Origin of the sequence: Actinoplanes palleronii (assembly GCF_016862315.1) — a bacterium.
GTDB classification, from domain to species: Bacteria; Actinomycetota; Actinomycetes; order Mycobacteriales; family Micromonosporaceae; genus Actinoplanes; species Actinoplanes palleronii.
The window spans coordinates 1-23536 of the sequence record NZ_BOMS01000173.1 but is presented as its reverse complement, the minus strand read 5'-3'; the positions used below and the strand labels follow the sequence as shown (position 1 = coordinate 23536).

18 protein-coding genes and 1 pseudogene are annotated in these 23536 nt (G+C 72.1%); 10 read left to right on the top strand and 9 right to left on the bottom strand.

Annotated elements, in window-relative coordinates; translation table 11 throughout:
• The first annotated feature begins 186 nt into the window (after positions 1–186).
• The gene (locus Apa02nite_RS47450; RefSeq protein WP_203831028.1) at positions 187–1566 is read left to right on the top strand and encodes a glycosyltransferase family protein; all 1380 of its coding nucleotides are present in this window, start codon (positions 187–189) and stop codon (positions 1564–1566) included.
• A complete protein-coding gene (locus Apa02nite_RS47445; protein WP_203831027.1) occupies positions 1563–3713 on the top strand; it encodes a glycosyltransferase family protein in 2151 nt (716 codons plus the stop codon). Before Apa02nite_RS47450 ends, Apa02nite_RS47445 begins: the two co-directional genes overlap by 4 nt.
• Here the strand turns inward: Apa02nite_RS47445 and Apa02nite_RS52170 are convergent.
• The 3 genes and pseudogenes from Apa02nite_RS52170 to Apa02nite_RS47430 form a co-directional block, all read right to left on the bottom strand.
• Complete coding sequence (locus tag Apa02nite_RS52170; RefSeq protein ID WP_203831026.1) at positions 3700–5253, bottom strand: glycosyltransferase family 2 protein; 1554 nt, start codon at positions 5251–5253, stop codon at positions 3700–3702. The two genes, Apa02nite_RS47445 and Apa02nite_RS52170, sit on opposite strands and share 14 nt — an antisense overlap.
• Before the next feature lie 113 nt (positions 5254–5366).
• Positions 5367–6347, bottom strand: a pseudogene (locus tag Apa02nite_RS47435) (Gfo/Idh/MocA family protein); the annotation flags it as partial.
• A complete protein-coding gene (locus Apa02nite_RS47430; protein WP_067706850.1) occupies positions 6344–7429 on the bottom strand; it encodes a DegT/DnrJ/EryC1/StrS family aminotransferase in 1086 nt (361 codons plus the stop codon). The gene Apa02nite_RS47430 and the pseudogene Apa02nite_RS47435, both read right to left, overlap by 4 nt.
• A gap of 141 nt (positions 7430–7570) precedes the next feature.
• Here Apa02nite_RS47430 and Apa02nite_RS47425 point away from each other — a divergent pair, with 141 nt between their 5' ends.
• Entirely contained in the window at positions 7571–8056 is a 486-nt protein-coding gene (locus Apa02nite_RS47425) for an NUDIX hydrolase (protein ID WP_067706847.1), read from the top strand.
• Between the two features lie 58 nt (positions 8057–8114).
• Here Apa02nite_RS47425 and upp read toward each other — a convergent pair whose 3' ends face one another.
• Entirely contained in the window at positions 8115–8747 is a 633-nt protein-coding gene (gene upp / locus Apa02nite_RS47420) for a uracil phosphoribosyltransferase (protein ID WP_067706845.1), read from the bottom strand.
• A 60-nt stretch (positions 8748–8807) separates the two neighbouring features.
• Here upp and deoC point away from each other — a divergent pair, with 60 nt between their 5' ends.
• The 6 genes from deoC (at position 8808) to Apa02nite_RS47390 (ending at position 15842) form a co-directional block, all read left to right on the top strand.
• Positions 8808–9737 carry a deoxyribose-phosphate aldolase gene (deoC, locus tag Apa02nite_RS47415; protein WP_203831024.1) on the top strand — a complete coding sequence of 310 codons (930 nt, stop codon included), beginning with the start codon at positions 8808–8810 and terminating at the stop codon, positions 9735–9737.
• A gap of 7 nt (positions 9738–9744) precedes the next feature.
• On the top strand, positions 9745–11169 hold the full coding sequence (locus Apa02nite_RS47410) for an aldehyde dehydrogenase family protein (protein WP_203831023.1): 1425 nt from the start codon (positions 9745–9747) through the stop codon (positions 11167–11169).
• Positions 11162–12007 (top strand): aldehyde dehydrogenase family protein, encoded by an 846-nt coding sequence (locus Apa02nite_RS47405; RefSeq protein WP_203831022.1) that lies wholly within the window; start codon positions 11162–11164, stop codon positions 12005–12007. The genes Apa02nite_RS47410 and Apa02nite_RS47405 overlap by 8 nt, the downstream gene beginning before the upstream one ends.
• Before the next feature lie 163 nt (positions 12008–12170).
• Positions 12171–13049, top strand: a complete 879-nt coding sequence (locus Apa02nite_RS47400) for a SatS C-terminal domain-containing protein (RefSeq protein ID WP_239165078.1) — start codon at positions 12171–12173, stop codon at positions 13047–13049.
• 61 nt (positions 13050–13110) lie between these two features.
• Positions 13111–15447: a transposase gene (locus Apa02nite_RS47395; protein WP_203831020.1), complete on the top strand. Its 2337-nt coding sequence runs from the start codon at positions 13111–13113 to the stop codon at positions 15445–15447.
• Positions 15448–15560: 113 nt separating this feature from the next.
• The gene (locus Apa02nite_RS47390; protein ID WP_203831019.1) at positions 15561–15842 is read left to right on the top strand and encodes a hypothetical protein; all 282 of its coding nucleotides are present in this window, start codon (positions 15561–15563) and stop codon (positions 15840–15842) included.
• A gap of 76 nt (positions 15843–15918) precedes the next feature.
• Here Apa02nite_RS47390 and Apa02nite_RS47385 read toward each other — a convergent pair whose 3' ends face one another.
• The 5 genes from Apa02nite_RS47385 to Apa02nite_RS47365 all read right to left on the bottom strand — a co-directional run bounded on the left by Apa02nite_RS47385 (position 15919) and on the right by Apa02nite_RS47365 (position 22534).
• A complete protein-coding gene (locus Apa02nite_RS47385) occupies positions 15919–16506 on the bottom strand; it encodes a GTP-binding protein (protein WP_067706830.1) in 588 nt (195 codons plus the stop codon).
• 1 nt (position 16507) lies between these two features.
• Positions 16508–16885: a DUF742 domain-containing protein gene (locus Apa02nite_RS47380; protein ID WP_067706884.1), complete on the bottom strand. Its 378-nt coding sequence runs from the start codon at positions 16883–16885 to the stop codon at positions 16508–16510.
• Positions 16886–16974: 89 nt separating this feature from the next.
• Complete coding sequence (locus Apa02nite_RS47375; protein WP_067706828.1) at positions 16975–17379, bottom strand: roadblock/LC7 domain-containing protein; 405 nt, start codon at positions 17377–17379, stop codon at positions 16975–16977.
• Positions 17376–20942 carry a sensor histidine kinase gene (locus Apa02nite_RS47370; protein WP_203831018.1) on the bottom strand — a complete coding sequence of 1189 codons (3567 nt, stop codon included), beginning with the start codon at positions 20940–20942 and terminating at the stop codon, positions 17376–17378. The genes Apa02nite_RS47375 and Apa02nite_RS47370 overlap by 4 nt, the downstream gene beginning before the upstream one ends.
• A gap of 470 nt (positions 20943–21412) precedes the next feature.
• The gene (locus Apa02nite_RS47365; protein WP_067706825.1) at positions 21413–22534 is read right to left on the bottom strand and encodes an adenosine deaminase; all 1122 of its coding nucleotides are present in this window, start codon (positions 22532–22534) and stop codon (positions 21413–21415) included.
• A gap of 66 nt (positions 22535–22600) precedes the next feature.
• On the opposite strand from Apa02nite_RS47365, the gene Apa02nite_RS47360 reads away from it, so the two are divergent.
• The gene (locus Apa02nite_RS47360; RefSeq protein ID WP_203831017.1) at positions 22601–23476 is read left to right on the top strand and encodes a putative RNA methyltransferase; all 876 of its coding nucleotides are present in this window, start codon (positions 22601–22603) and stop codon (positions 23474–23476) included.
• Positions 23477–23536 lie beyond the last annotated feature (60 nt).

Genomic DNA, 23536 nt, shown 5'->3' with positions numbered 1-23536 from the left:
GCCCGGCCGGCGCGGCCTCGTCCGAACCCATGACGCCCTCTTCCTGGAAAAACCTCCGCCGGGGTGATCCCGAAACGGGGCTGCGGGAGGCCCGCAAAACGTATGCTGCGATGCCAAGGTAACCGCCCAATTGGGCACTCTCCGGGCAACAGGCCGCGGCTGACACTCCTGAGGGCCAAATACGACATGACACGTCCGCACCGCTCGATCGGCCGGCGCTGGTCCCGGGTGACCGGTCCCCGGCGCCGCCCGGACCGGGGCCGCCCGCACGCCGTCTACCTGGCGATCGGCTTCCCGCCCGCCGCGAAGAGTTCGGCGTACCGGATGCGCGAGACCGCCAACCGGCTGTACGCACAGGGCTGGGACGTCACCGTGCTGACCATCCGCCGGGAGTCCTGGGAACGCGAGTTCGGCCTCGACCACAGCCTGTCGGCCGGCGTGCACCCGGCGATCCGGATCGTCGAGGTGCCGCTGGAGCGCGCCGAGCTGGACACCGAGGTCCGGCACTTCTCCCGGGCCCGGTCGCTGGACCCGGCCGCCTGGGCGACCCGGGCCCGGCACGAGCACCTGACCACGTTCCCCGAGCCGTCGTTCGGCGGCTGGGCGCCGGCGCTGACCGAGGCGGTGCTCCGGCTGCACTCGTCGGACCCGGCCGACCTGCTGGTCACCACGTGCGCGCCGTACGTGACCCTCGCGCCGACCTGGGCGCTCTGGGAGAAGCACCGGGTGCCGTACGTGGTGGACTTCCGGGACGGCTGGTCGATCGACGTGGTCAACGGCGTGGAGGCGTTCCCGCCCGGCTCGATCGCCGGCCGCTGGGAGAGCCGGGTGCTCGGCGCGGCGCTGGAGGTGTGGACGGTGAACGACCCGATCGCGCGGCACTACCGGGAGCGCCACCCGGCGATCGCCGGCCGGGTGCACGTGGTCCGCAACGGCTACGACGACGACAGCGTGCCGACCGGCGCGCGCACCCCGGACCCGGTGGCCGGGCTGCGGTTCGGCTACCTGGGCACGATCACGTTCCCGGTGCCGTTGCTGGCCGCGGTGCTGGCCGGGTGGCGTACGGCGCGGGCCGCCGACCCGCTGCTCGGCAACGCCACCTTCGAGCTGCGCGGGCACATCGGGGCCGGCGCGGCGCGGGAGGACAACGCGTACGCGGAGATGCTGCGGGCCGCCGCGGGCGACGGTGTGCGCTTCGGCGGGCCGGTGCCGAAGGCCGGGGTGGCCGCGGTCTACGGCGGCTGGGACGCGCTGGTCTTCATCGTCACCGGCGGGCGGTACATGACCTCCGGGAAGGTCTACGAGGCGTACGCCAGCGGCCTGCCGGTGGTCTCCGCGCACGAGGTCGAGCACGACGCCTCGGACGTGCTGGCCGGCAGCCCGCTGTGGACCGGCGCGGTCGGCGCGGACGCCGACCGGCTGGCCACGTCGTTCCGGACCGCCGCACGGCTGGCCGTGACCGCCACCCCGGAGCAGCGCGCCGCGACCCGGGCGGGTGCCACCCGGTTCGCCCGGGCCGCCCAGCTCGACCCGGCGATCCGGCGCGTCACCGGCGCCGTCACGTGACCCGGGTCCTGATCGTCAGCACCGGCGTCCCCGGCCGGCCGGGTGTGCTCGCCGACGCGCTGCGCCAGCTGGCGGCGGCCGGCGCCCGGGTCACCCTGGCGACCGGCGCGGCGGCCGGGAAGGTCACCCTGGCGGACGGCGCGGCCGCGGTGCACGGTGTCCGGACCGCCGCGAAGCTGCCCGGACCGGACAAGCGGGAGCACGCCGGCGCGGTGAAGGGCCGCAAGCTCTGGCTGCGCGCCCGGCACGACCCGGTCCTGGGCGCGCTGGCCCGCACGGCCGACGTGCTGGTCGCGCTGGACCCGCACGCGGTGCACACGGTGTGGCAGTTCGCCCGGCGCAACCGGGCCGCGCACGCGGTGAACGGGCTGACCCCGGCGCTGCGGGCGGTCGCCGAGCGGGCCGCCGCACCGGGCCGGCACCGGCTGCGGCGGGTGCTGCGGGCCGGCCCGTCGCCGGCGGTGGCCGCCGAGGCGCTCGGCGAACGGGCCGGACGGCTGCTGGAGCGGGTGGCCCGCAAGGGCGCCGGCCGGCGGGTGCTGCGCGATCCCCGCGGACGCCGCGCCTGGCGGCTGCTGCTCGGCGCCCCGCTGCTGGGTGACGAGCGCCGGATCCGCTGGACCGAACGGGTCGCCGGGCGGCTGCTGGAGCTGAGCCTGCCGGCCGAGGCCGGCGCGGTCCGGGCGGTCGCCGCGCGGCACACCCGGGACACCGGGGCCGGCGCCGACCACCTGGAGGCCGCGGCACACGCCGAGTTCGCCGCCGGGCGGATCCCGGTGTTCCTGCGCGAGGCGGCCGCGGCACAGCTCGCCCTGGCCGACGCGGCGCTGGCCCGGGACGACCTGGCCGAGACCACCCGGCGCTTCGCCAAGGTGATCCCGCTGCTGTTCAACCGGGCGGTGCACTTCGACTCGCTGGGGTCGCCGAGCGCGCGGGATCCGTACGGATATCTCGCCGGCCTGCACACCAGCGCGACCGGACGGGCCCTCGCGGCGCCGCGCGGGCGTCGCGTCCCGGCGGCGGCCCCGCCGCCCGGACGGCCCCGGCGGCTGCTCTTCCTGACACACACCAACGTCTACTTCCTCACCGAGATCATGGCCCGGTACCGGGCCCGCCCGGACGTCGAGGTCCGGCACCTGGAGCTCACCGCGGACGACGGCGCCGCGCTGCTCACCAAACAGACCGGCCGGCTGATCCGGCACCAGCTCGGCGGCGCCCCGGACTACGGCGACGCGCTGCGCGACGTGTTCGCCGCGGACCTGGCCTGGGCCGACACGGTCGTGGTGGACTGGTGCCTGGGCCACGCCGCGATGCTGGCCACCCTCGACCCCGGCACCGCCCGGGTGATCGTCCGGCTGCACAGCTACGAGGCGTTCACCGTCTTCCCGCACCTGCTGGACCTGTCCCGGGTCGACGACCTGGTGTTCGTCTCCGAGCCGCTGCGCGAGTTCGCCACCGCGGTGGTCCCCCGGCTGCGGCAGCCCGGCGCACCGCGCACCCCGGTGGTCACCAACGCGGTCCGGCTGGACCGCTACCGCCTGCCGAAACCGCCGGACGCCCGGTTCGCGCTCGGCCTGGTCGGGGTGAGCGCGATCGCCAAGGACCCGCGCTGGGCCTTCCGGGTGCTGCGCGAGCTGCGCCGGCACGACGAGCGGTACCACCTGGTGCTGATCGGCAAGGAGCTGGACGCCGGGCCGAACCCGGTCGCGGCCGCCTACCACCAGCGGTACGCCGCCGACGTCGCCGACCTGGAGGGCCGCGGGGCGCTGCACCGGGCCGGGCAGACCGACGACGTGCCGGGCGCGCTGGCCGGCGTCGGCGTCATCCTGAGCAGCTCGGTACGGGAGAGCTTCCACCTCGGCCTGGTCGAGGGCGCCGCCAGCGGTGCCGTGCCGGTCGTCCGGAACTGGCCGTTCTTCGCCGGTCAGCGGGCCGGCGCGGGCAGCATCTTCCCGGCCGGCTGGGTGGTGGACGACCCGGACGCGGCGGTCCGGCGGATCCTGGCGGAGACCGCGACCGAGCCGATCTGGCGGGCGGCCGGGGCGGCCGCCGCCGCGCACGCGCTCGCCGCCTGGGACTGGTCGGTGACCGCCGGGCAGTACGACGAGCTGATCCTGGGCGACCCGGGCCCGGTCAGCGGCCGCTGAGCGTCCGGCGCAGCCGCGCGGCGATCCGGCGCACCGTGATCGGGCGGACCTCGACGCCGACCTGGCCGTCCGCGCCGCGGGCCGCGTTGACCAGGTAGAGGCTCGCGCCGATCCGGTGCAGCCGCCGACCGGCACCGGACACGTCCGCCGCGGTCACCGGGTAGCGCGCCGAGTGGCCGCCGGCGCGGCGGGCGAACGTGATGTCCCGGAACCGGCGGTGCGACTCGCCGCGCACCAGGTCGTCGACCGGGATCGCGGCGGCCGCCGCCGCCCGGTCCAGCGCGACCGGCACGCTCGGCCCGCGCCGGACCCGGACCACCGGCGCGGTCTCGCCCTCCTGCGACGGGATCCGGGTGGGCCAGCTCAGCAGCAGCGCGGCCCGCCCGGCCGCGTCCCGGCCCCACCGGACCGACGCCGGGCCGTCCTGCTGATCGATCTTGACGGCCTCGGCGGTGACGTCGAACCACGCGTCCGGGAAGTCCCGGCCCGCGGCCCGGAAGCCGGGGAAGGCCACGTAGTAACGGTCCCGGTCGGCCACCGCCGGGCTCAGCCGGTGCTCGGCGTAGTGCCGGGCCAGCGCGAGCAGGTCGTCCGGGGTGCCGCGCTCGGCCACCCCGATCGCCGCCCGGTGCCGGACCGGCAGCGCCCGCCTGACCGCCTCGGTGAGGTACGCCCCGGCCAGCCGCCCGACACCCTGCTGGACGGCCAGCCGCTCGTCCGGCGCGGCGGCCAGGAACCGCTCGCCGAGCAGCTTGCCGACCTCCCAGGAGAAGTGCCGGACCAGCACGTTGTGCCGGGCCTGCGGGTCGGTGACCAGGCCGGTGGCCAGCGCCATCAGCTGCTCGGTGTCGTGCAGCAGCCGGGTCACCGGCGTCCGGAAGGTGATGTTGCTGGAGTCGGTGCGGCGGATCGCGTGGTAGAAGTCGTACCCGGTGCGGACCGCGACCCGCCGGGCGGCGAGCACCGCCCGGATCGTGAACGGCTGGTCCGAGCAGGAGGTCATCTCCTCCGGGAACCGGATCCGGTGCTCCTCGAGCAGCGCGCGGCGGAACAGCTTGGTGTTGGAGAGCGCCCAGGCCAGCGGCGAGCCGGCCAGGGTGAGGTCGTCGCGGTCGCCGCCGGCGAACACCGACTGGTCGACCCGCCGGCCGCCGCCGCCGACCATCCGGCCGAGCACCACGTCGGCCTGCGTCTCGTCGGCCGCGGCGACCAGGCGGGCCAGCGCCTCCGGGCCGAACCGGTCGTCGGCGCCGAGGAAGAACACGTACCGCCCGGTGGCGTACTCCAGGCCGCGGTTGCTCGGTCCGGCCGGGCCGCCCGAGTTCGGCTGGCGCAGCACGGTCAGGGTGGCCGGGAACCGGGCCGCCCAGGCGTCCAGCTCGGCGCCGCCGCCGTCGGTGGAGCCGTCGTCGATCGCGATCACCTGCAGCCGGTCCGCCCCGATGGTCTGCGCGAAGACCGACGCCAGGCAGTCGGTGAGATACGGCATCGTGTTGTAGACCGCGACGATGACCGTCACGTCCGGGACCCGCTCGTCCACGGCTAGGGGACGAACGTCCGGGACGAACGGTCCGAGAACCATTCCCGAGGCGACTGCGCACGACCGCTGTGCGCTTCCGGAAGATTCCGGGGCGCGGTGACAAATGCCTCGGGTACGTCCACGGTGCCGCCTTCGCGGGCCGATCGCAGCACCGCGTCGGCCACCTCGACGGTGCGCAATGCCTGGATCAGCGTGACCGTGTCATTCACGCCGCCGTTCACCGCGTCCCGGAATCGTTCGTGCTCGACCAGCAACGGCTCGCGTCTCGGAATGGCGTACCGGATCATGTCGCCCTCGGCGACGCCCCGGAAATTGCGGAGCGCCTCCCATTCGGTGCCGATCGCGCCGTTGGCGTAGAACGTCAGATCGGCGTGCAGCGTGTCGGCGACGAAACTGCCCCGCTCGCCGGTGATCACGGTGGACCGCTCCTTGAACGGGCTGAGCCAGTTCACCACGTGGTTCGCCATCAGCCCGCCCTCCAGCCCGGCCACCGCGGAGACCATGTCCTCGTGCGGGCGCCCGCTGCGGGCCGTGGTGTGCGCCGCCACCCGCAGGTACTGCCGGCCGGTCACCCAGGCGGTCAGGTCGATGTCGTGGGTGGCCAGGTCCATCACCACGCCGACGTCGGCGATCCGGCCCGGGAACGGGCCCTGCCGCCGGGTCACCACCTGGTAGATCTCGCCCAGCTCGCCGGCCTCCAGCCGGGTCCGCAGGCTCTGCAGGGCCGGGTTGTACCGCTCGATGTGCCCGACCGCGCCGATCAGGTCGCGCCGGGCGAACGCGTCGACCAGGTTCTGCGCCGCGGCGACCGACGGGGCCAGCGGCTTCTCGATCATCGTGTGCACACCGGCCTCGGCGAGCCGCAGGCCGATCTCCTCGTGCAGGCCGGTCGGCGAGGCCAGCACCGCGTAGTCGACGCCGAGGGCGAGCAGCTCGTCCAGGCCGGTGACGACCGGCACGCCGTACGGGCCGACCAGGCCGGGCGCCGGGTCGAGCACGCCGGCCAGCTCGACGCCGTCCAGCGCGTGCAGCACCCGGGCGTGGTTGCGGCCCATCGCGCCGTACCCGATCAGGCCGGCGCGCAGCGCGCTCATGCCGGCACCACGGCCGCCTGTACCGCCTCGACGATCCGGTCCAGCTCGGCGGCGGTCAGCGTCGGGTAGACCGGCAGCGACACCACCTCGGCGGCGGCCCGGTCGGTCTCCGGCAGGTGGACGCCGCGGTCCTGTGCGAACGGGCGCAGCCGGTGGATCGGCGTCGGGTAGTACACCGCGTTGCCCACCCCCTGGTCGGTCAGCGCCGCCTGGAACGCCTCCCGGTTCCCCTCCACCCGCACGGTGTACTGGTGGTAGACGTGCCGCGCGCCGTCCGCGACCGGCGGCAGCCGCACCCCGGTCAGGTGCGCGTCGAAGTGGGCCGCGTTCGCCCGGCGCTGCCCGGTCCACCCGCCGAGCTTGGCCAGCTGCACCCGCCCGATCGCCGCGGCCACGTCGGTGAGCCGCATGTTCGCGCCGACGATCTCGTTCTGGTAGCGCTGCTCCATCCCCTGGTTGCGCAGCAGGCGCAGCTGCCGGGCGAACTCCGGGTCGGCAGTGGTGATCATCCCGCCTTCGAGGGCGTGCATGTTCTTCGTCGGGTAGAAGCTGAAGCAGCCGGCCACCCCGAACGCGCCGACCGGGGTGCCGTGCAGCGCGGCGGCGTGCGCCTGGGCGGCGTCCTCCACCACGGCCAGGCCGTGCCGGGTGGCCAGCGGCATGAGCCGGTCCATCGCGGCCGGGTGGCCGTACAGGTGCACCGGCATGACCGCGACCGTGCGCGGCGTGATCGCCGCGGCCACCGCGTCCGGGTCGAGGCAGAACGAGCCGGGTTCGATGTCGGCGAAGACCGGCGTGCCACCGGCCAGCCGGACCGCGTTGGCGGTCGCGGCGAACGAGAACGACGGCACGATCACCTCGTCGCCGGGCTTCAGGCCGAGTGCCAGCAGGGTCAGCTGCAGCGCGGAGGTGCCCGAGTTGACCGCGACACAGTGCCGGCCGGCCACCAGGGCGGAGAACTCGTCCTCGAACGCGGCGACTTCCGGGCCCTGCACGACCAGGCCGCTGCTGAGCACCCGGACCGCGGCGGCGATCTCGTCCGCGCCGATCACCGGATGGGCCGGGGGGATGGTGGCTGCCATAGCCATTCCTCTACAGAAAGCGTCAGTGACAGGGCGACCACCTACCGTTACCTTCGGGTGGCGCGGCTCACATTACCCCACGAAACGGGACTTTCCGATTACCCTGCGCGGCGTCCATTTCGACGTCGACAGGAGACGCGCATGCGGGCCGTACTCGCCACGCTCGGATATGTCATGTCACCCGATTCCGCGCGGGTATTGATGATCCGCCGGGACACCCGGCCGGATGACATTCACTTCGGCTACTACAACGGGCTCGGCGGAAAACTCGAACCGGACGAGGACGTGTCGTCCGGGATGCGCCGGGAGATCGCCGAGGAGTCCGGACTGGAGTGCGGGCCGCTCGATTTCGCCGGGACCATCTCCTGGCCGGGATTCGGCCGCGGCGGGGAGAACTGGTTCGGATTCATCTTCCGGATCCCCACCTGGACGGGGACACCGAAGACCGGCAACGACGAGGGGTCGCTGCACTGGGTGGAGCGGGCCGATCTGCTCGGCGGGACACTGCCGATGTGGGAGTCGGACCGGCACTTCCTGCCGCTGGTCTTCGCCGACTCCCCCACGGTGTTCCACGGGGTGATGCCGTTCCGGGACGGCAAGGCGCAGTCCTGGTCGTACACCAGCTGAAGGTGATTTTGCGGGGTGCGCCCGGCCTGCGCCGGGCGCGCCTGGAGGAGGACCGCGGTCAGAAGCGGCGCATGCCGCCGAACTGGCGGTCGCCGGCGTCGCCGAGACCCGGGACGATGTACGCCTTCTCGTTGAGCCCCTCGTCGATCGACGCGGTGATCAGGCGCACCGGCAGGCCGGAGTCCTTCAGCCGCTGCACGCCCTCCGGGGCGGCCAGCACGCAGCAGATGATGATGTCGGTGCAGCCGCGGTCGGCGAGCAGCTCGCAGCAGTGGATCAGCGAGCCGCCGGTGGCCAGCATCGGGTCGAGGACCAGCACCGGCTGACCGGCAAGGTCGGCCGGGAGCGACTCCATGTACGCCCGGGGCTCATGGGTCACCTCGTCGCGGGCCAGCCCGACGAAGCCCATCGACGACTCGGGCAGCAGGCCGAGCGCGGCGTCGGCCATGCCCAGCCCGGCCCGCAGCACCGGCACGATCAGCGGCGGGTTGGCCAGCCGGGTGCCCTCGGTCTGCGCGACGGGGGTCTGGATCGGGAACTTCTCGACCGCGAAGAGCCGGGCCGCCTCATAGACCACCATCGTGGTGAGCTCGTGCAGGGAGGCGCGGAAGACACCGGACTCGGTCTCGGTCCGGCGCATCGCGGTGAGCCGGGTCTGCGCCAACGGGTGATCTACGACTAGGACGTCCACGGGGCTCAACCTACCGTTCATTCAAGATCAACTGTCCTGGGGTCGCATAGAATCGTTTTCATGACTGTGACAGCGCCCATCGGGCTGTCCGACCTCCGCTCGTTCTTGCACGGCCTCCCCGGGGTCGACAAGGTGGGTGTCGAGGCGAGAGCTGCCGCGCTCGGCACCCGATCGGTGAAGGCCGGAAGCAAGGCCAAGGCCATCGATCTGGCGATCCGGATGGTCGATCTGACCACCCTGGAAGGCGCCGACACACCCGGCAAGGTGCGCGCACTGTGCGCCAAGGGCCGGCATCCCGATCCCGGCGATCCGAGCTGTCCCCCGGTCGCCGCGATCTGCGTCTATCCGGCGATGGCCGGCGTGGCCCACGCCGCGCTGGCCGGCTCCGGCGTACACCTGGCCAGCGTCGCCACCGCGTTCCCGTCCGGCCAGGCGCCGCTCGAGGTGCGGCTGGCCGACACCCGGGCGGCGGTGGAGGCCGGGGCCGACGAGATCGACATGGTGATCAGCCGCGGCGCGTTCCTGGCCGGCGACTACACCCGGGTCTTCGAGGAGATCGTCGCGGTCAAACAGGCGTGCGGGAGTGCCCATCTCAAGGTGATCCTGGAGACCGGCGAGCTCGCGACGTACGACAACGTCCGGCGCGCCTCCTGGCTGGCGATGCTGGCCGGCGCCGACTTCATCAAGACGTCCACCGGCAAGGTCGCGGTGAACGCGACGCTGCCGATCACGCTGGTGATGCTGGAGGCGGTGCGCGACTTCCGGGAGCGGCACGGCCGGCAGATCGGCGTGAAACCGGCCGGCGGGATCAAGAACACCAAGGACGCCATCAAGTACCTGGTGCTGATCAACGAGACGGCCGGCGACGACTGGCTGGACCCGGCCTGGTTCCGGTTCGGCGCCTCCTCGCTGCTCAACGACCTGCTGATGCAGCGCACCAAGCTCACCACCGGCCACTACTCCGGTCCCGACTACTTCACCCTGGACTGAGGGACCCATGTTCGAGTACGCACCCGCACCCGAGTCCCGCTCGGTCGTCGAGCTGGACTCCTCCTACGGGCTCTTCATCGACGGCGCCTTCGAGGCCGCCAAGGACGGCGCCACCTTCAAGACCGTCAACCCGGCCACCGAGGAGGTCCTCGCCGAGGTCGCCACGGCCGGCCCGGAGGACGTGGACCGCGCGGTCGCCGCCGCCCGGCACGCCTACGGCGCCTGGTCCGCGCTGCCCGGCGCGGAGCGCGCCAAGTACCTGTTCCGGATCGCCCGGATCATCCAGGAGCGCTCCCGCGAGCTGGCCGTGCTGGAGTCGCTGGACAACGGCAAGCCGATCAAGGAGTCGCGGGACGTCGACCTGCCGCTGGTCGCCGCGCACTTCTTCTACTACGCGGGCTGGGCCGACAAGCTGCCGTACGCCGGGTTCGGCCCGGACCCGAAGCCGATCGGCGTGGCCGCCCAGGTCATCCCGTGGAACTTCCCGCTGCTGATGCTGGCCTGGAAGGTCGCGCCCGCACTGGCCACCGGCAACACCGTGGTGCTCAAGCCGGCCGAGACCACCCCGCTGTCCGCGCTGTTCTTCGCGGACGTCTGCCGGCAGGCCGAACTGCCACCGGGCGTGGTCAACATCGTCACCGGGGCCGGTGACACCGGCGCCTACCTGGTCGCCCACCCGGACGTCGACAAGGTCGCGTTCACCGGCTCCACCGAGGTGGGCCGGGAGATCGCCCGGACGGTGGCCGGCACCGGCAAGCGGCTCACCCTGGAGCTGGGCGGCAAGGCCGCGAACATCGTCTTCGACGACGCGCCGCTCGACCAGGCGGTCGAGGGCATCGTCAACGGGATCTTCTTCAACCAGGGGCACGTCTGCTGCGCCGGGTCGCGCCTGCTGGTCCAGGAGAACATCGCCGAGGAGCTGCTCGCCTCGCTCAAGCGCCGGATGGACACGCTGCGGGTCGGCGACCCGCTGGACAAGAACACCGACATCGGGGCGATCAACTCGGCCGCGCAACTGGCCCGGATCACCGAGCTCTCCGAGATCGGCGCGGCCGAGGGCGCCGAGCGCTGGTCGCCGGCCTGTCAGTTGCCGGAGCGGGGCTTCTGGTTCGCGCCGACCATCTTCACCGGCGTCACCCAGGCCCACCGGATCGCCCGCGAGGAGATCTTCGGGCCGGTGCTCTCGGTGCTCACCTTCCGTACCCCGGCCGAGGCCGTGGAGAAGGCGAACAACACCCCGTACGGGCTGTCCGCCGGGATCTGGTCGGAGAAGGGCTCGCGGATCCTGGCCGTGGCCGACAAGCTCCGGGCCGGGGTGGTCTGGGCCAACACGTTCAACAAATTCGACCCGGCGTCGCCGTTCGGCGGTTACAAGGAGTCCGGCTACGGCCGCGAGGGCGGCCGGCACGGCCTGGAGGCGTACCTTGCCTAAGTCATCGAAGGCGGTCGCCGTCGCGGAGAACGCGCGGCTTACCGTACGGAAGACCTACAAGCTCTACATCGGCGGCAAGTTCCCGCGCAGCGAATCAGGACGGACCTACCTGGTGGACGGCGACAACGTGGCCCTCGCCTCGCGCAAGGACGCCCGGGACGCGGTGGTCGCGGCCCGGGCGGCGCAGTCCGGCTGGGCCGGCGCCACCGCGTACAACCGTGGCCAGGTGCTGTACCGGGTGGCCGAGATGGTGGAGGCCCGGCGCGCCGAGTTCACCGCGCTCGGCGTCCCGGCCGGCGAGCTGGACGCCGCGGTCGACCGCTGGGTCTGGTACGCGGGCTGGTCCGACAAGATCGCCCAGGTGGCCGGCGGGGCCAACCCGGTCGCCGGGCCGTTCTTCAACATCTCCGCGCCCGAGCCGACCGGCGTGGTCGCGGTGGTCGCCCCGGCCGGCCTGCTCGGCCTGGTCAGCGTGATCGCCCCGGCGGTGGTCACCGGCAACACCACGGTGGTGCTGGCCGCCGACCCGCAGATCGCGATCACCCTGGCCGAGGTGCTGGCCACCTCGGACGTGCCGGGCGGCGTGGTGAACATCCTCACCGGCCGGTACGCCGAGACCGCGCCCTGGCTGGCCGCGCACGCCGACGTGAACGCTCTGGACCTGACCGGGGTGGAGCACGCCGAGCTGGCGGCCGAGCTGGAACGGGCCGCGGCCGGCACGCTGAAGCGGGTGATCCGCCCGCCGGACGGTGGGATCGACCTGTCCGCCGACCCGGGGCTGAAGCCGATGACGGCGCTGCTGGAGACGAAGACCGTCTGGCACCCGAAGGGTTATTGAGGGTTTATCACCGACGCGCGGAGGAAGTGGAGGGGACGGGGCCGCTGTCACACAGCGTTGCGGACTAGGGTATGTGCCCGTAGTCACCCGTCCGTCCCACCTCAGATCAACCCGGAGGTCAACCGTGACCAGCCAGTCCGACGAGCCCGAGGCGTCCGCGCCGGTGGCCGAGCAGTCCTCGCCGGAAGGACTCAACGGGCGTGAGCTCTGGGAGCAGGCCCGTGTCGAGCCGGTGGAGATCGCACTCCCGGGCGGCGTGGGGCTGACCCTCCGGGCATACCGGACAGTCGCCGAGCTGACCCCGACCGAGATCGAGGTCGACGAGGACGACCCGTTCGAGGCGCGCAAGCGGGCCGCCGTCGTCCAGGACGACGACGAGGAAGAAGTCATCGTCGACGAGGAGTTCCAGGCGCTGCTCGCCGAGGACGACAAGACCGATGACAAGGCCGGCGACACGTCCACCGGCAAGGCCGATGGCGAGAAGCCGGCGGACGGCGAACCCGATCCGGCCGACTTCGAGGACGAGCCGGAGGACGCGAACGCCCAGCCGGACGACGAAGTAGTGCCCATGTTCCTCAGCCACAAGGGCCGGTTGCTCGCCTTCAAGAACGCCGAAGCGCTGGTGTCCTTCATTCGTTCGGGTGCTCCGCACGATCTCGCACAATTGGACACCTGGGGTGACCTGGCGGAGCGGGTAGAGTCGAGCGACATCGACCCGCTGCCGGAGGAACGCTACGAGCTCGACCTCGTGGTGGAGAACCTGCGCGGCGGTCACGACACGTGGGATCTGCCGCTGCTCATCGCCGCCGGAGAGGTGGCCCGGGACCTCGGGTACGCACTCCGGCTGAAGCCGGTGATCCTGGCACTGTCGCCCGGTTCCCCGCTCGATGACCTCGACGATTCCCTCCGTGCCGCGGAAAACGGTGGTATGGGTGGTTTCTTCGGCCGTCGGCGGCTGAAGAAGATCGGTGCACAGCAGGCAAGTCTCGGCTGGCGCTCGGTGATCAGCAAGATCTCCGCCGCTGTGGACTGGCGTGACTGACCGATTACCAGGGAAAATCAGTCCTTGGCCACAGAGAAGCAGTCCCGGGGAGGAGGACGCCGTGGCGCTCGTGCGCGTGTACTGCGGTCTGGCGTCGGCTGATGACGGGGTGCGTACGGCTTCGGCCGCGCCCCTGACCATCGCCGTGGTGGATGACGCAGGCCGGTTGCTCGGCGTCCACGAGATCAGCGACGACCCGAGCGGGTACGCCCTGCTGGGAACGCTGCTCGTGGAACGCACGACCGGATTCAGCGACGCGGCGGTCGCCGCGGACAGTGACGACCACGTCGTCACCTCGCTGCTCACCGCCGCCGGCCGGCCGCTCGTCGTGATCGATGACGACGACGCGGACGATTTCGCCGAGCGCTTCTCGGACGACGACTCCCCGGAGGAGATGGCCGCCCCGGCCGCGGCACGCCGCGCGGTCGGGCTGGCCCGTGCTCTCCAGGCCGGCGCGATCGCCGCGGTCACCCTGCCCGCGCCGCGTGAGCTGGTCAGCTACAAGCCGATCCTGGCCGCGCACGTGGCCATGCTGGTCGGGCGGAACGCGGCCTCGGTCGCGCTCCGCGAGGTGCTCCGCGAGCTGTACCCGGCCGCCCTGCGGGCGTACCCGGATCCGTCGCACCCGCTCGCCATGGCCGTGCTCGAGGCGGTTCCCGAGCCGGGCCGGCTGACCGGCCGCGGCGGCGACCCGGCGCAGGCCGCGCAGGACGTCGCGCACACCCTCGCTCGCACCGGAGCCGGCACCGAGGACCAGGTGATCTCCGCCGTCACCGCACTGCAGGTGGCGATCAGCGAGTCCCCGCGCCGGGGCGGGATCAACAAGTCACTGGCGCCGGCCGCCGCCGAGACGGTCCGCCAGGCCATCGCCGCGATCCGCACCTGCGACGCGGCGTGCGCCGCCCTGGTCGGCACGCTCACCGCCCGGGCCTCCAGCCCGGCCACCGAGTCGAACGTCGGGCGCCGCTCCTCCCGCCGGGCCGTCGAACCGGCTGCCCTGCCGAGCACGCCCAGCACCGACCTGGCGTCGCGGTTCGGCCGCCGGAACCGCCCCGAACCCTCGGTGGCCGGCAACGGACCGGCCACCCCGCGGCCGATGAACGCTCCCCCGGCCGCCCCGGACCCGATCATGCCGCCGCCGGTGGCGCCGGCCGCGGCCAACGGGTTGCCGATGCGGACCACCTCGCCGGGCAACCGGCCGGTGTCCGTGCCGCCGCCCCCGCCGGGGATGACCCCGATCACCCCGGGCACCCGGCCGTTGCCGGGCAGCCGGCCGTTGCCGGGCAGCCGGATTCCGTCCGCACCGGCGTCGCCGGCCGCCCGGAGCCCGATCTCGCCCGCTGCCCGCAGCCCGATCTCCCCGGCCGCCCGGAATCCGATCTCCCCCGGTGGCCGGACCCCGATCTCGCCGGCCGGCGGGTTGGGCAGCCCGGCGGACGCGGGCGAGCCGTTCCGGCCCACGCTCGCCAACGCCGAGCTCAACCGGGCAAGGGCCGAGCGGCAACGCACGGTCATCCCGGCCCGGCCGGCCCGTGCCACCCCGCCGCCGCCCGCGGCGACGAACGGCACGCCCACCGGACCGACCGATTTCAGCCTGCCGATGCCGATGCCGGCCCAGCGTCCCGCCCAGGAGACGCCGGAACCGGGATCGCGGGCCAACTGGCCGCTGCTGAACTCCGGCGGCGACGAGGCCACCCTGCCGGAGCGGCCCGCCGCCTCGGCCGGGCTGCCCGGCCCGGACGGCCGGATCAGGCCGCCGTGGCAGGACATGCCGAAGGAGCCGCCGGCACTGCGCCTGGTGGAACCGCAGCTCAACGGCGGACGGGCGAAGCTGCCCGGCCTCGACCAGCTCGGTGAGCCGCCGTCGCTGCGCGTGGTCGACGGTGGCGGTCGCGGCGCCGACAGCCTGCCGCCGCGGGTGACCGCGCTGGACCGCAGCGCCGCACCCCCGGTCGCGGCCGACGGCAGCGACGGTGACCTGCTGATCTTCGCGGCGGCCAGGTCCGCCTGGTTCACCGGCCCGACCACCGAGACCGGCGAGGGCATCCGGGACTGGGCCAACCCGAACGACAGCGGCTGGCGTGCCGCGGAGAAGGCGGCCACCCCGGCCGTCGCCGCGGAAACCTCGGCCGGCCTGCCGAAGCGGGTGCCGCAGGCCAACCTGGTGCCGGGCTCACCGCTGCGCGAGGAGCGGCCGCTGCGGATCGTCCGGGACGCGGCCTCGATCGCGGCGCACACCACCGGGTATTTCCGGGGCTGGCGGCGCGGTCAGGAGATCGGCGGGTTCGCGATGGGCGGTCGCCCGGGTCGCGAGGCGGCCGGCGGGTGGGACTTCACCCGCGACGGTCAGCCGGCCGACGAGTACCGCAACGGGGCCGGGAACACGAACGGCCGCTGAGTTCCAGCTGTGGTGAGGGGCCGCGACCCGATGGGTCGCGGCCCCTCACGCTTTCGCACCGCCGGTGCTCGATGCTTGCGGCATGCTCACCGCCGGTGCTTGATGCTTGCGGCGTGGAACCCGGCAACGACCGGCTCATGGCAGCGGTCACCACCCACCGCGCGGGCGCTGAACGGCTCCGTAGGCCCCGCCCGGAGGCTCTTCGCGACCGTGATCAGCTCCGGGGCCACGGATACGTCCTGGGGCTTCTCAGCGCCTGCTCGAGCGAGCTCTGCGAGGCCTGGGCCACCACGCCGTACGCGTCCCGGATCGACGCCTATCTGCCCGAGCACCGGGTCGACGACCTGGCTGCCCTGCCCGCCCTGCCCGGACCCCCGATCACGCAGGGTTGTTGATCCGCTGCGCGGGTTGCCTGCGGTAAGGCGCGCGAAAGCCCCGCTCCGACTCGCGGAGCGGGGCTTTCACCGTTCGTCAGGCGGGCGCTACCGCACGCGTGCGACGCATCGTCAGCACATACTCGACAAGCGAGATGAGGACGTTCTTCGTCGACTCGCGGTTGCGGGCGTCACAGCTCACCACCGGCACGTCGCTCGAGATCGCCAGAGCGTCCCGAACGTCCTGCGGGTTGTGATACTGCATGCCATCGAAGCAGTTGATCGCCACCAGGTACGGCAGGCGACGGTGCTCGAAGAAGTCAATGGCGGCGAAGCAGTCGGCGAGCCGACGCGTATCCACCATGACGACCGCACCGATCGCGCCCCGGACCAGCTCGTCCCACATGAACCAGAACCGTGTCTGGCCAGGCGTTCCGAACAGATAGAGGATCAGGTCCCGGTCGATGCTGATCCGGCCGAAGTCCATGGCCACCGTGGTGGTCATCTTCCCCGGTACCTGCCGGTTGTCATCGACACCCACACCGGCAGAAGTCATGATCGCCTCGGTGGTAAGCGGGGTGATCTCCGAGACCGACCCCACCAGCGTCGTCTTACCGACGCCGAAACCACCGGCGATGACAATCTTCGCCGATGTCACGCGTCCCGCAGCGGGACGTTGCGACATGTCAGAGCCTGCGAAGTCCACTCAGCACCCTTTCCAGCAGTTCCGTGCCTACCGCGTCGGTCTCGTCTTCAAGCGAGGTGGGCTCGTACACCGCAACCAGGCCGTCAGTGGCCATGTCTGCGACGATCACTCGTGCCACACCTAGCGGCAGTTGCATGCGGGCGGCGATCTCGGCGAGTGACTGCACTCGTCCCCCGTCGCACATCGCCGCGATGTACTGATGCTCGCTTCCACCCTGGCTGCCGCGAATTCCTGAACGGCCGCGCACGGTTGTCTCGACCAGCGCTTCCAGCGCTATCTCAAGCTTCGGCCGGGTTCGACCACGGGTCACGGCGTACGGCCTGACCAGCGAACCGGTCGGCTCATCGCGTTCGGGCATCGTCACCGTCAACCCCTCCCTCGGCCTCTCGAAGTGTATTGGTTTTCAAGTTTTTGGACAGTAGCCGGATGGGCCGGCTCACTGCGCCTTCAGCCCAGCACCCCGGCCGCGGATCGCGGTGCCGGGGTCAGTGCCTCACCGACGCGGTCGACCAGCAGGGCCATCTCGTAGCCCACCTGACCGACGTCGCAGCTACGCGCCGCGAGCACCGCGAACGAGGAACCATCGGAGATCGACATCAGGAACAGGAACCCATTGTCCATCTCCACGACCGTCTGCAGGACGGCACCACCCTCGAAGCACCGTGCGGCACCCTGGGTCAGGCTGACCAGGCCGGAGGCGATCGCCGCCAGCTGGTCGGCGCGGTCCCGGGGAAGATCCCGCGACGACGCCAGGAGCAGGCCGTCGGCGGAGACCGCGATCGCGTGTGCGACCCCGGGAACGCGGTCAGCAAAGTTGGCGAGGAGCCAACCGAGATCCTGCGTAGATGTCATGCCTCATGCTCCTTGCCAGCCTGCGAGGGCTGCTGCCCTCCCGGAGTCTCCTCCGGGTTGGTCGATTGTTCCTTGGTGCGACCGCGCGCGACACCCCGGTGGTACGCGGACAGCAGGCCGCGGACCCCCTCGGGCGTACGGCGCTGGACGGAGTTACCGCCCCGGTCAACACCGCCGGGGACGAGTTGCGCCATCGGCGTGCGCTTGGGAAGCCCCGCCGTGGTGGTCGTGTCGATGGAGACTTCGGACGCCTTGGCGGCCGCCTGCCAGCCCTCGTCGGCCGCGGTCTGCCACGGGCTGTTGCCCGCAGCGGCGCCGCCGCCGTAGGAACCGGCGTTGGCCGCCGAGCTGTTCGCGCCGACAGTGGCCGCGTCCAGCTCCCGAGCCTCCGGGGAGACCGCCTGCTGCGGCACCCCAGCGGTCCGGACCGGCTCGCCGGTCGGGATCCGCTGCGAGACCACCGCTTCGTCACCGCTGCCGGCGACGGACGGCTTCGAGGCCGGGATCGTGGTGAACCAGGCCGACTCGAGCTCCCGGAAGATCGGCAGCTCCATGGTCTCGTCGGCGAACGGCATCGCACTCTCGCGGGCCGGAGCCTGCGCCGCCGCGATCTGTGCGGTCGCGGTGGCGTGCACCTCGGCCGGACCACTCACCGGGGCGACCGACGGGTCGTAGGTGTCGTACGCCGGCGGAGCCGACGCGGGCAACGCCGCCATGGACGGGTTGACCGGACGGGCCACCTCGGGGTTCGACTCCGCGTTGTCCGGACGGTACCTCGGGATCTCGGCGGTCATGTCGAGCGCCGCGGCGAGGTTCTCCGGCACGTGCGGGGTGGCGTTCTCCCGGTCGCCGGCGACCGGCGGCCAGGCCGGCGGCGCCGACGCGTACGAGGTCGGGCTGGTCGGAGCGGCCGGCGGCGCCGAATACGGCGGAGCGGACGGAACCGGCGGAGCGGAGACCGGCGGGGCCGGCGGAGCGGACACCGGCGGCATGAACGAGCTGCGGCTCTGGCTCTCGGGGTTGGCCGGGAGCTGACGCGGAATCGTCGCGCCGTAGCTGTTCATGTCCCCGTCGGGGCGCTGGTAGTCGTTGCCGTTGCGGCGCTGAGCCAGCTCGTCCAGACCGGCGAAGCCCTGCGGGCCGGAGCTGATCGGGCCGGACGGGAGCGGCGGCAGCGGCTCGTTGCTCCGCGGGCCGTGGAAGCCGTTGGTCGTGGAACCGTTGCTGAACCCGTTCGTCCCGCCGCCGAAGCCGTTGGACTGACCGCCACCACCGAAACCGTTGGACTGACCGCCACCACCGAAGCCGTTGGACTGGCCGCCGCCGAAACCGTTCGACGGAGCCGCGCCGGTCAGGTCGGACCAGGCCGGAACGGAACCGTTGGTGCCGTTGAGCGCCGGGTCGTACGGCCGGTTGCCCGGGTATCCGCCGCGGCCGCTCTCCAGAGCGAGCGGCTCACCGAAGGACGGCATCGCGGCCGGCGGTGCGTCGTATCCACCCGGCCGGGCGTCGTAACCGGTCGGTACGCGACCGGCACCGCCGATGGCCAGGACGGAGTTGGGCAGGCCCACCTCGGCGAGCGTGCCGCGTTCGCGGTCGGCCGGGCGGAGCTCGACCCGGACACCGTGCCGGTTCGCCAGCCGGGCGACCACGACCAGGCCCATCATCCGGGAGACGGCGACGTCCACCGTCGGCGGGTTGGCCAGGCGCTCGTTCAGGTCGCGAAGCTGCTCGCGGCTGATGCCGATGCCGTGGTCCTCCACGGTGAGAATCGCGTTCTCACCGGCCCGGCGAGCCTCGACCAGAACGCTCGAGTTCGGCGGGGAGAAGGCGGTCGCGTTGTCGAAGAGCTCGGCGACCAGGTGGACCATGTCGTTGACGGCGTGCGCCGACACCTCGATGTCCCGGTCGATGACGCCGAACTCGATCCGGGTGTAGTGCTCGACCTCGGACTGCGCGGCGCGCAGCACGTCGATCAGAGCAGCCGGCTCGCGCTGCACACGGGTGGAGTCGGCGCCCGCGAGGACCAGGAGGTTCTCGTCGTTACGCCGCATTCGGGTGGCCAGGTGGTCGAGCTGGAACAGCTCGGCCAGACGGTCCGGGTCCTCCTCGCCGCGCTCCAGGCGGTCCAGGTGACCGATGAGCCGGTCGACCAGGATCTGGGAACGGCGGGCCAGGTTGACGAACATCGTCGCGACCGAGGCCCGCAGCGCGGCCTGCTCGGCCGCGGTACGCACCGCTTCCAGGTGGACCGCGTTGAACGCCTCGGTCACCTGCCCGAACTCGTCCCGGCTGCGTACCGGAAGGGGTTCGGCGATCTGGTCGGCGACCTGTGCCGGGGTGAGCGACGCGGAGAGCGCCGGGTCACGCAGCCGGCTCACCGCGTGCGGCAGGCCGAACTGGGCGACGGCGAGCGCACCCTGACGCAGCTCACGCAGCGAGCGGGCCATCGAGCGGGCGACCAACCAGGCGAACAGGATCGCGAGCAGCAGCATCCCGAGCAGGATGCTGGTCTCCACGAACACCCGGCGGTTCGTCGTGTTCCGCAGGTCGGTGGCCTGAGCGACGATGTCCTTGTCCAACTGCACCTCGACCTGACGGAAGGTGTTGTTGTAGTCGGACATCGCCTTCTCCCACGCCGGCGTGGTGAGGTTCTTGTTCTCGATCTGGGTGCCCACGTTGGCGAGCAGCGGACCGGTCAGGTTGGTGGCCTCGCGCTGAGCGTCGTTGGCCTCGGTGGTGTTCTTGAAGAACTCGAACTCACCGTCGGTCGCGACCGCCTGGAGCGTCGTGGTCGCCTGTGTGAAGCCCAGGCTCGCGGAGAGCATCGCCTGCCGCAGGGTGTTGTTGAACTCCTGCGCGCCGATGACCTGGTGGCCGATGAAGCGTTCCGTGGAGATGTTCTCCTTGGCCCGCGCCACTTCGGCGACCGCCCGCAGGTGGTCGCTCAGACCGGTGTCGCTGGCCTGCTGCGCCGCGACGTCACGCACCGAGAGCAGGTCGTCGATCAACTTGTTGTAGTTGGTCTCGACGCTCTTGGCGCTCTCCAGACCCTTGGTGACCTTGCTGCGGTACGCCGCGAGGTCGGCCAGGTTGTAGTCCAGCCGGGAGAGCAGGATGTCGACCCGCCCGGGAACCTCGTCCAGGGCGGCACGCTGCTGCGCGTACGGCTGGTTCGCGGCCTCGACCTTGGAGTGCTCGGCGTTGTACTTGTCGACCGCGGCCTTGACGACCGCGGGGACCTCTGCGCCGTTGTGGAACTTCTTGTTGAGGTCCTTGTCCTTGGCGACCGCGATCTGCATCGCGTACGACCGCTCGGACTGGAGCTCGTCGACGAGACCGCCGGCGGCCTGAGAGAGTGCAGCCAGGGTCCGTGCGTTCTCCGCATTGTCAGCCTCATCGATGTGGTCGACCAGGCCGTTGACGCCGACGATGATCGTCGCAACGGTTGGGACCAGCATGATGAGACCAAGCTTGGACCAGATGGGTAGGTCTCGCAGTCGACCCGTGGGTCGCCGCAGACGCGACATGACGCCGTCCGCCTCACTTGGGCGCTTGCTCACGTCACCGTCCTCCTGATTCGGGCCCGGCATTCGGCTCGCCGGACTCCGCGCACGGCCGACTCGCCGGGTCGGGCCCCCGAGATTCCATCACGACGAGTGTCAAAGAGAAAGACCAGGCGGACACGGACCGGTTGTGTGACGCGATGTTGCAACGTCGCCGTTGAACATCGCCGGTCAGAAATCACTACCTGTAGAGGAGCATGTATCTCAAGGTCACTCGACCGTCGGCGCGGCGTTGGGGGGTGGGCGCAGGCCGACGGGTCAGATCGTAGTCGATCGCGACAGGACTGACGATGGCTCGGTCTCGCGCGATCGGCAAGGCGAGATGCCGGATTATGCCGAGTTTGTAGGCGGCAGTCTAGCCGAACGGTGGAGCGCCAGATCCGGACAGGTAATTTCGTCTGACGTACGTTCGCCCCTTTCCAGGAAAAGGGCGAAAAGCCGGATTTGGCGCTACTTTCCGGTCGGGCTCAGCCCAGCAACTTGGCATACGCCGGCTTGATGACCTCGTTGATGAGCACCAATCGCTCGTCATACGGGATGAAAGCCGACTTCATCGCGTTGATGGTCAGCCACTGCAGCTCCGCCCAGCCCCAGCCGAACGACTCGGTCAGCAGGGTCATCTCCCGGCTCATCGAGGTGCCGCTCATCAGCCGGTTGTCGGTGTTGACGGTGACTCGGAAGCGCAGATCGTGCAGCAGCTTGATCGGGTGCTCGGCGATCGAGGCGGCCGCGCCGGTCTGCACGTTCGACGACGGGCACAGCTCCAACGGGATCCGCTTGTCCCGGACGTAGGCGGCCAGCCGGCCCAGCACCGGCGGCGCCGCCTCGGTGCCACCGGTCGCGGTGACCGAACTCGGACCGGGCGCCGGCGCGGTGATGTCGTCGATCAGGCGCACGCCGTGGCCGAGCCGGTCGGCGCCGCACCACTGGATGGCCTCCCAGATCGACGGCAGGCCGAACGCCTCGCCCGCGTGGATCGTGAAGTGGAAGTTCTCCCGCTGCAGGTACTCGAAGGCGTCCAGGTGCCGGGTGGGCGGGAAGCCCGCCTCGGCGCCGGCGATGTCGAAGCCGACCACCCCGGAGTCCCGGTACCGCACGGACAGCTCGGCGATCTCCTGGGACCGGGCGGCGTGCCGCATCGCGGTCAGCAGGGTGCCGATCCGGATCGGGCTGCCGTTCGCGGCCGCCTCGGCGCACCCGTCGCGGAAACCGGCGTGCACGGTCTCGACCACCTGGTCCAGGGTCAGACCGCGCTCCAGGTGCTGCTCCGGGGCATACCGGATCTCGGCGTACACCACGCCGTCGGCGGCCAGGTCGAGTGCGCACTCCCGGGCGACCCGGTGCAGGCCCTCCTCGGTCTGCATCACCGCGACCGTGTGCGCGAACGTCTCCAGGTACCGTTCCAGCGAGCCGGAGTCGGCGGCCGCGACGAACCAGTCGCCCAGCCGGGCCGGGTCCTGCTCGGGCAGCTCGTGGCCGACCCCGGCGGCCAGCTCGACGATCGTGGCCGGCCGCAGACCCCCGTCCAGGTGGTCGTGGAGCAGAACCTTGGGAGCTTTGACGATGTCCGAATGCATGATGCCAGCCATCAGCAGAGCCTAAAGGGCCATCCGACCGCCCCGCCCGCCACCCGAAAAAGGAAGAAAAAACTCCTTATGCTCGATGGCGCATTGCCGTACCTGAGGTGCCCGGTGTGTCGACGGCCACTCTCGCGGCACGAGCGGGCGCTGCGCTGCCCGGACGGTCACAGCTTCGACATGGCCAAGCAGGGTTATGCCGATCTGAGCGCCGGACGGCTCCCGCACACCGGCGACAGTGCCGAGATGATCGCCGATCGGTCCGCGTTCCTGGCCGCCGGCCACTACGCGTTCATCGCCACCGCGCTTGCGGAAGCCGCGTCGCTCACCGTTGACCCGCCACTCACCGCAGCCGCTCCGCTCGCGGACGTGCCGGTCGAGGCCGCGCCTTCTGTCGTACGAGAAATGGTCCTCGATGCCGGAACCGGGACCGGCGACTACCTCGCGCGGGTGCTGGACGCCGCCCCCGCCGCCGTCGGCCTCGGCCTGGACGTGTCCAAGCCGGCCCTGCGCCGCGCGGCCCGGTCCCATCCGCGTGCCGCCGCCGTGCTGACCGACCTGTGGCGCCCGCTCCCGGTCGCGGACGCCGCGGCATCCGTGATCATCAACGTCTTCGCCCCTCGCAACGGCCAGGAGTTCCGCCGCGTCCTGCGCCCGGACGGCCGGCTGCTGGTGGTCACCCCGGCTGCCGACCACCTCACCGAGCTGATCACCGCCTACGGCCTGCTCCAGGTCGACCCGGACAAGGCCGGCCGGGTCAGCGAGTCCCTCGACGAGCACTTCACCCCGGCCGGCTCCACCACCCACCGCCGGATGCTGACGCTGACCGCCACCGAGGCCCGCACCCTGATCGGCATGACCCCGAGCGCCCGCCACGTCGCCCCGGCCGACCTGCCCACCGACGCCGTCACCGTCACCGCCGCCGTCAACCTCACCACCTACCGCCCGCGCTGACGCCAGGGGTCCCGGCTGGCCCTCAGGGGTGTCTCCGCCGTGCCGAGGCACCCCTGAGGA

Bases quoted from the DNA above. Each gene is read 5' to 3' on its own strand.
- deoC (WP_203831024.1), top strand. From the start codon at position 8,808: ATGACTGTGACAGCGCCCATCGGGCTGTCCGACCTCCGCTCGTTCTTG.
- Apa02nite_RS47425 (WP_067706847.1), top strand. From the start codon at position 7,571: ATGCGGGCCGTACTCGCCACGCTCGGATATGTCATGTCACCCGATTCC.
- Apa02nite_RS47410 (WP_203831023.1), top strand. From the start codon at position 9,745: ATGTTCGAGTACGCACCCGCACCCGAGTCCCGCTCGGTCGTCGAGCTG.
- Apa02nite_RS47380 (WP_067706884.1), bottom strand. From the start codon at position 16,885: ATGCCCGAACGCGATGAGCCGACCGGTTCGCTGGTCAGGCCGTACGCC.
- Apa02nite_RS47375 (WP_067706828.1), bottom strand. From the start codon at position 17,379: ATGACATCTACGCAGGATCTCGGTTGGCTCCTCGCCAACTTTGCTGAC.
- Apa02nite_RS47365 (WP_067706825.1), bottom strand. From the start codon at position 22,534: ATGGCTGGCATCATGCATTCGGACATCGTCAAAGCTCCCAAGGTTCTG.
- Apa02nite_RS47360 (WP_203831017.1), top strand. From the start codon at position 22,601: ATGCTCGATGGCGCATTGCCGTACCTGAGGTGCCCGGTGTGTCGACGG.
- Apa02nite_RS47385 (WP_067706830.1), bottom strand. From the start codon at position 16,506: ATGTCGCAACGTCCCGCTGCGGGACGCGTGACATCGGCGAAGATTGTC.
- Apa02nite_RS47450 (WP_203831028.1), top strand. From the start codon at position 187: ATGACACGTCCGCACCGCTCGATCGGCCGGCGCTGGTCCCGGGTGACC.
- Apa02nite_RS47430 (WP_067706850.1), bottom strand. From the start codon at position 7,429: ATGGCAGCCACCATCCCCCCGGCCCATCCGGTGATCGGCGCGGACGAG.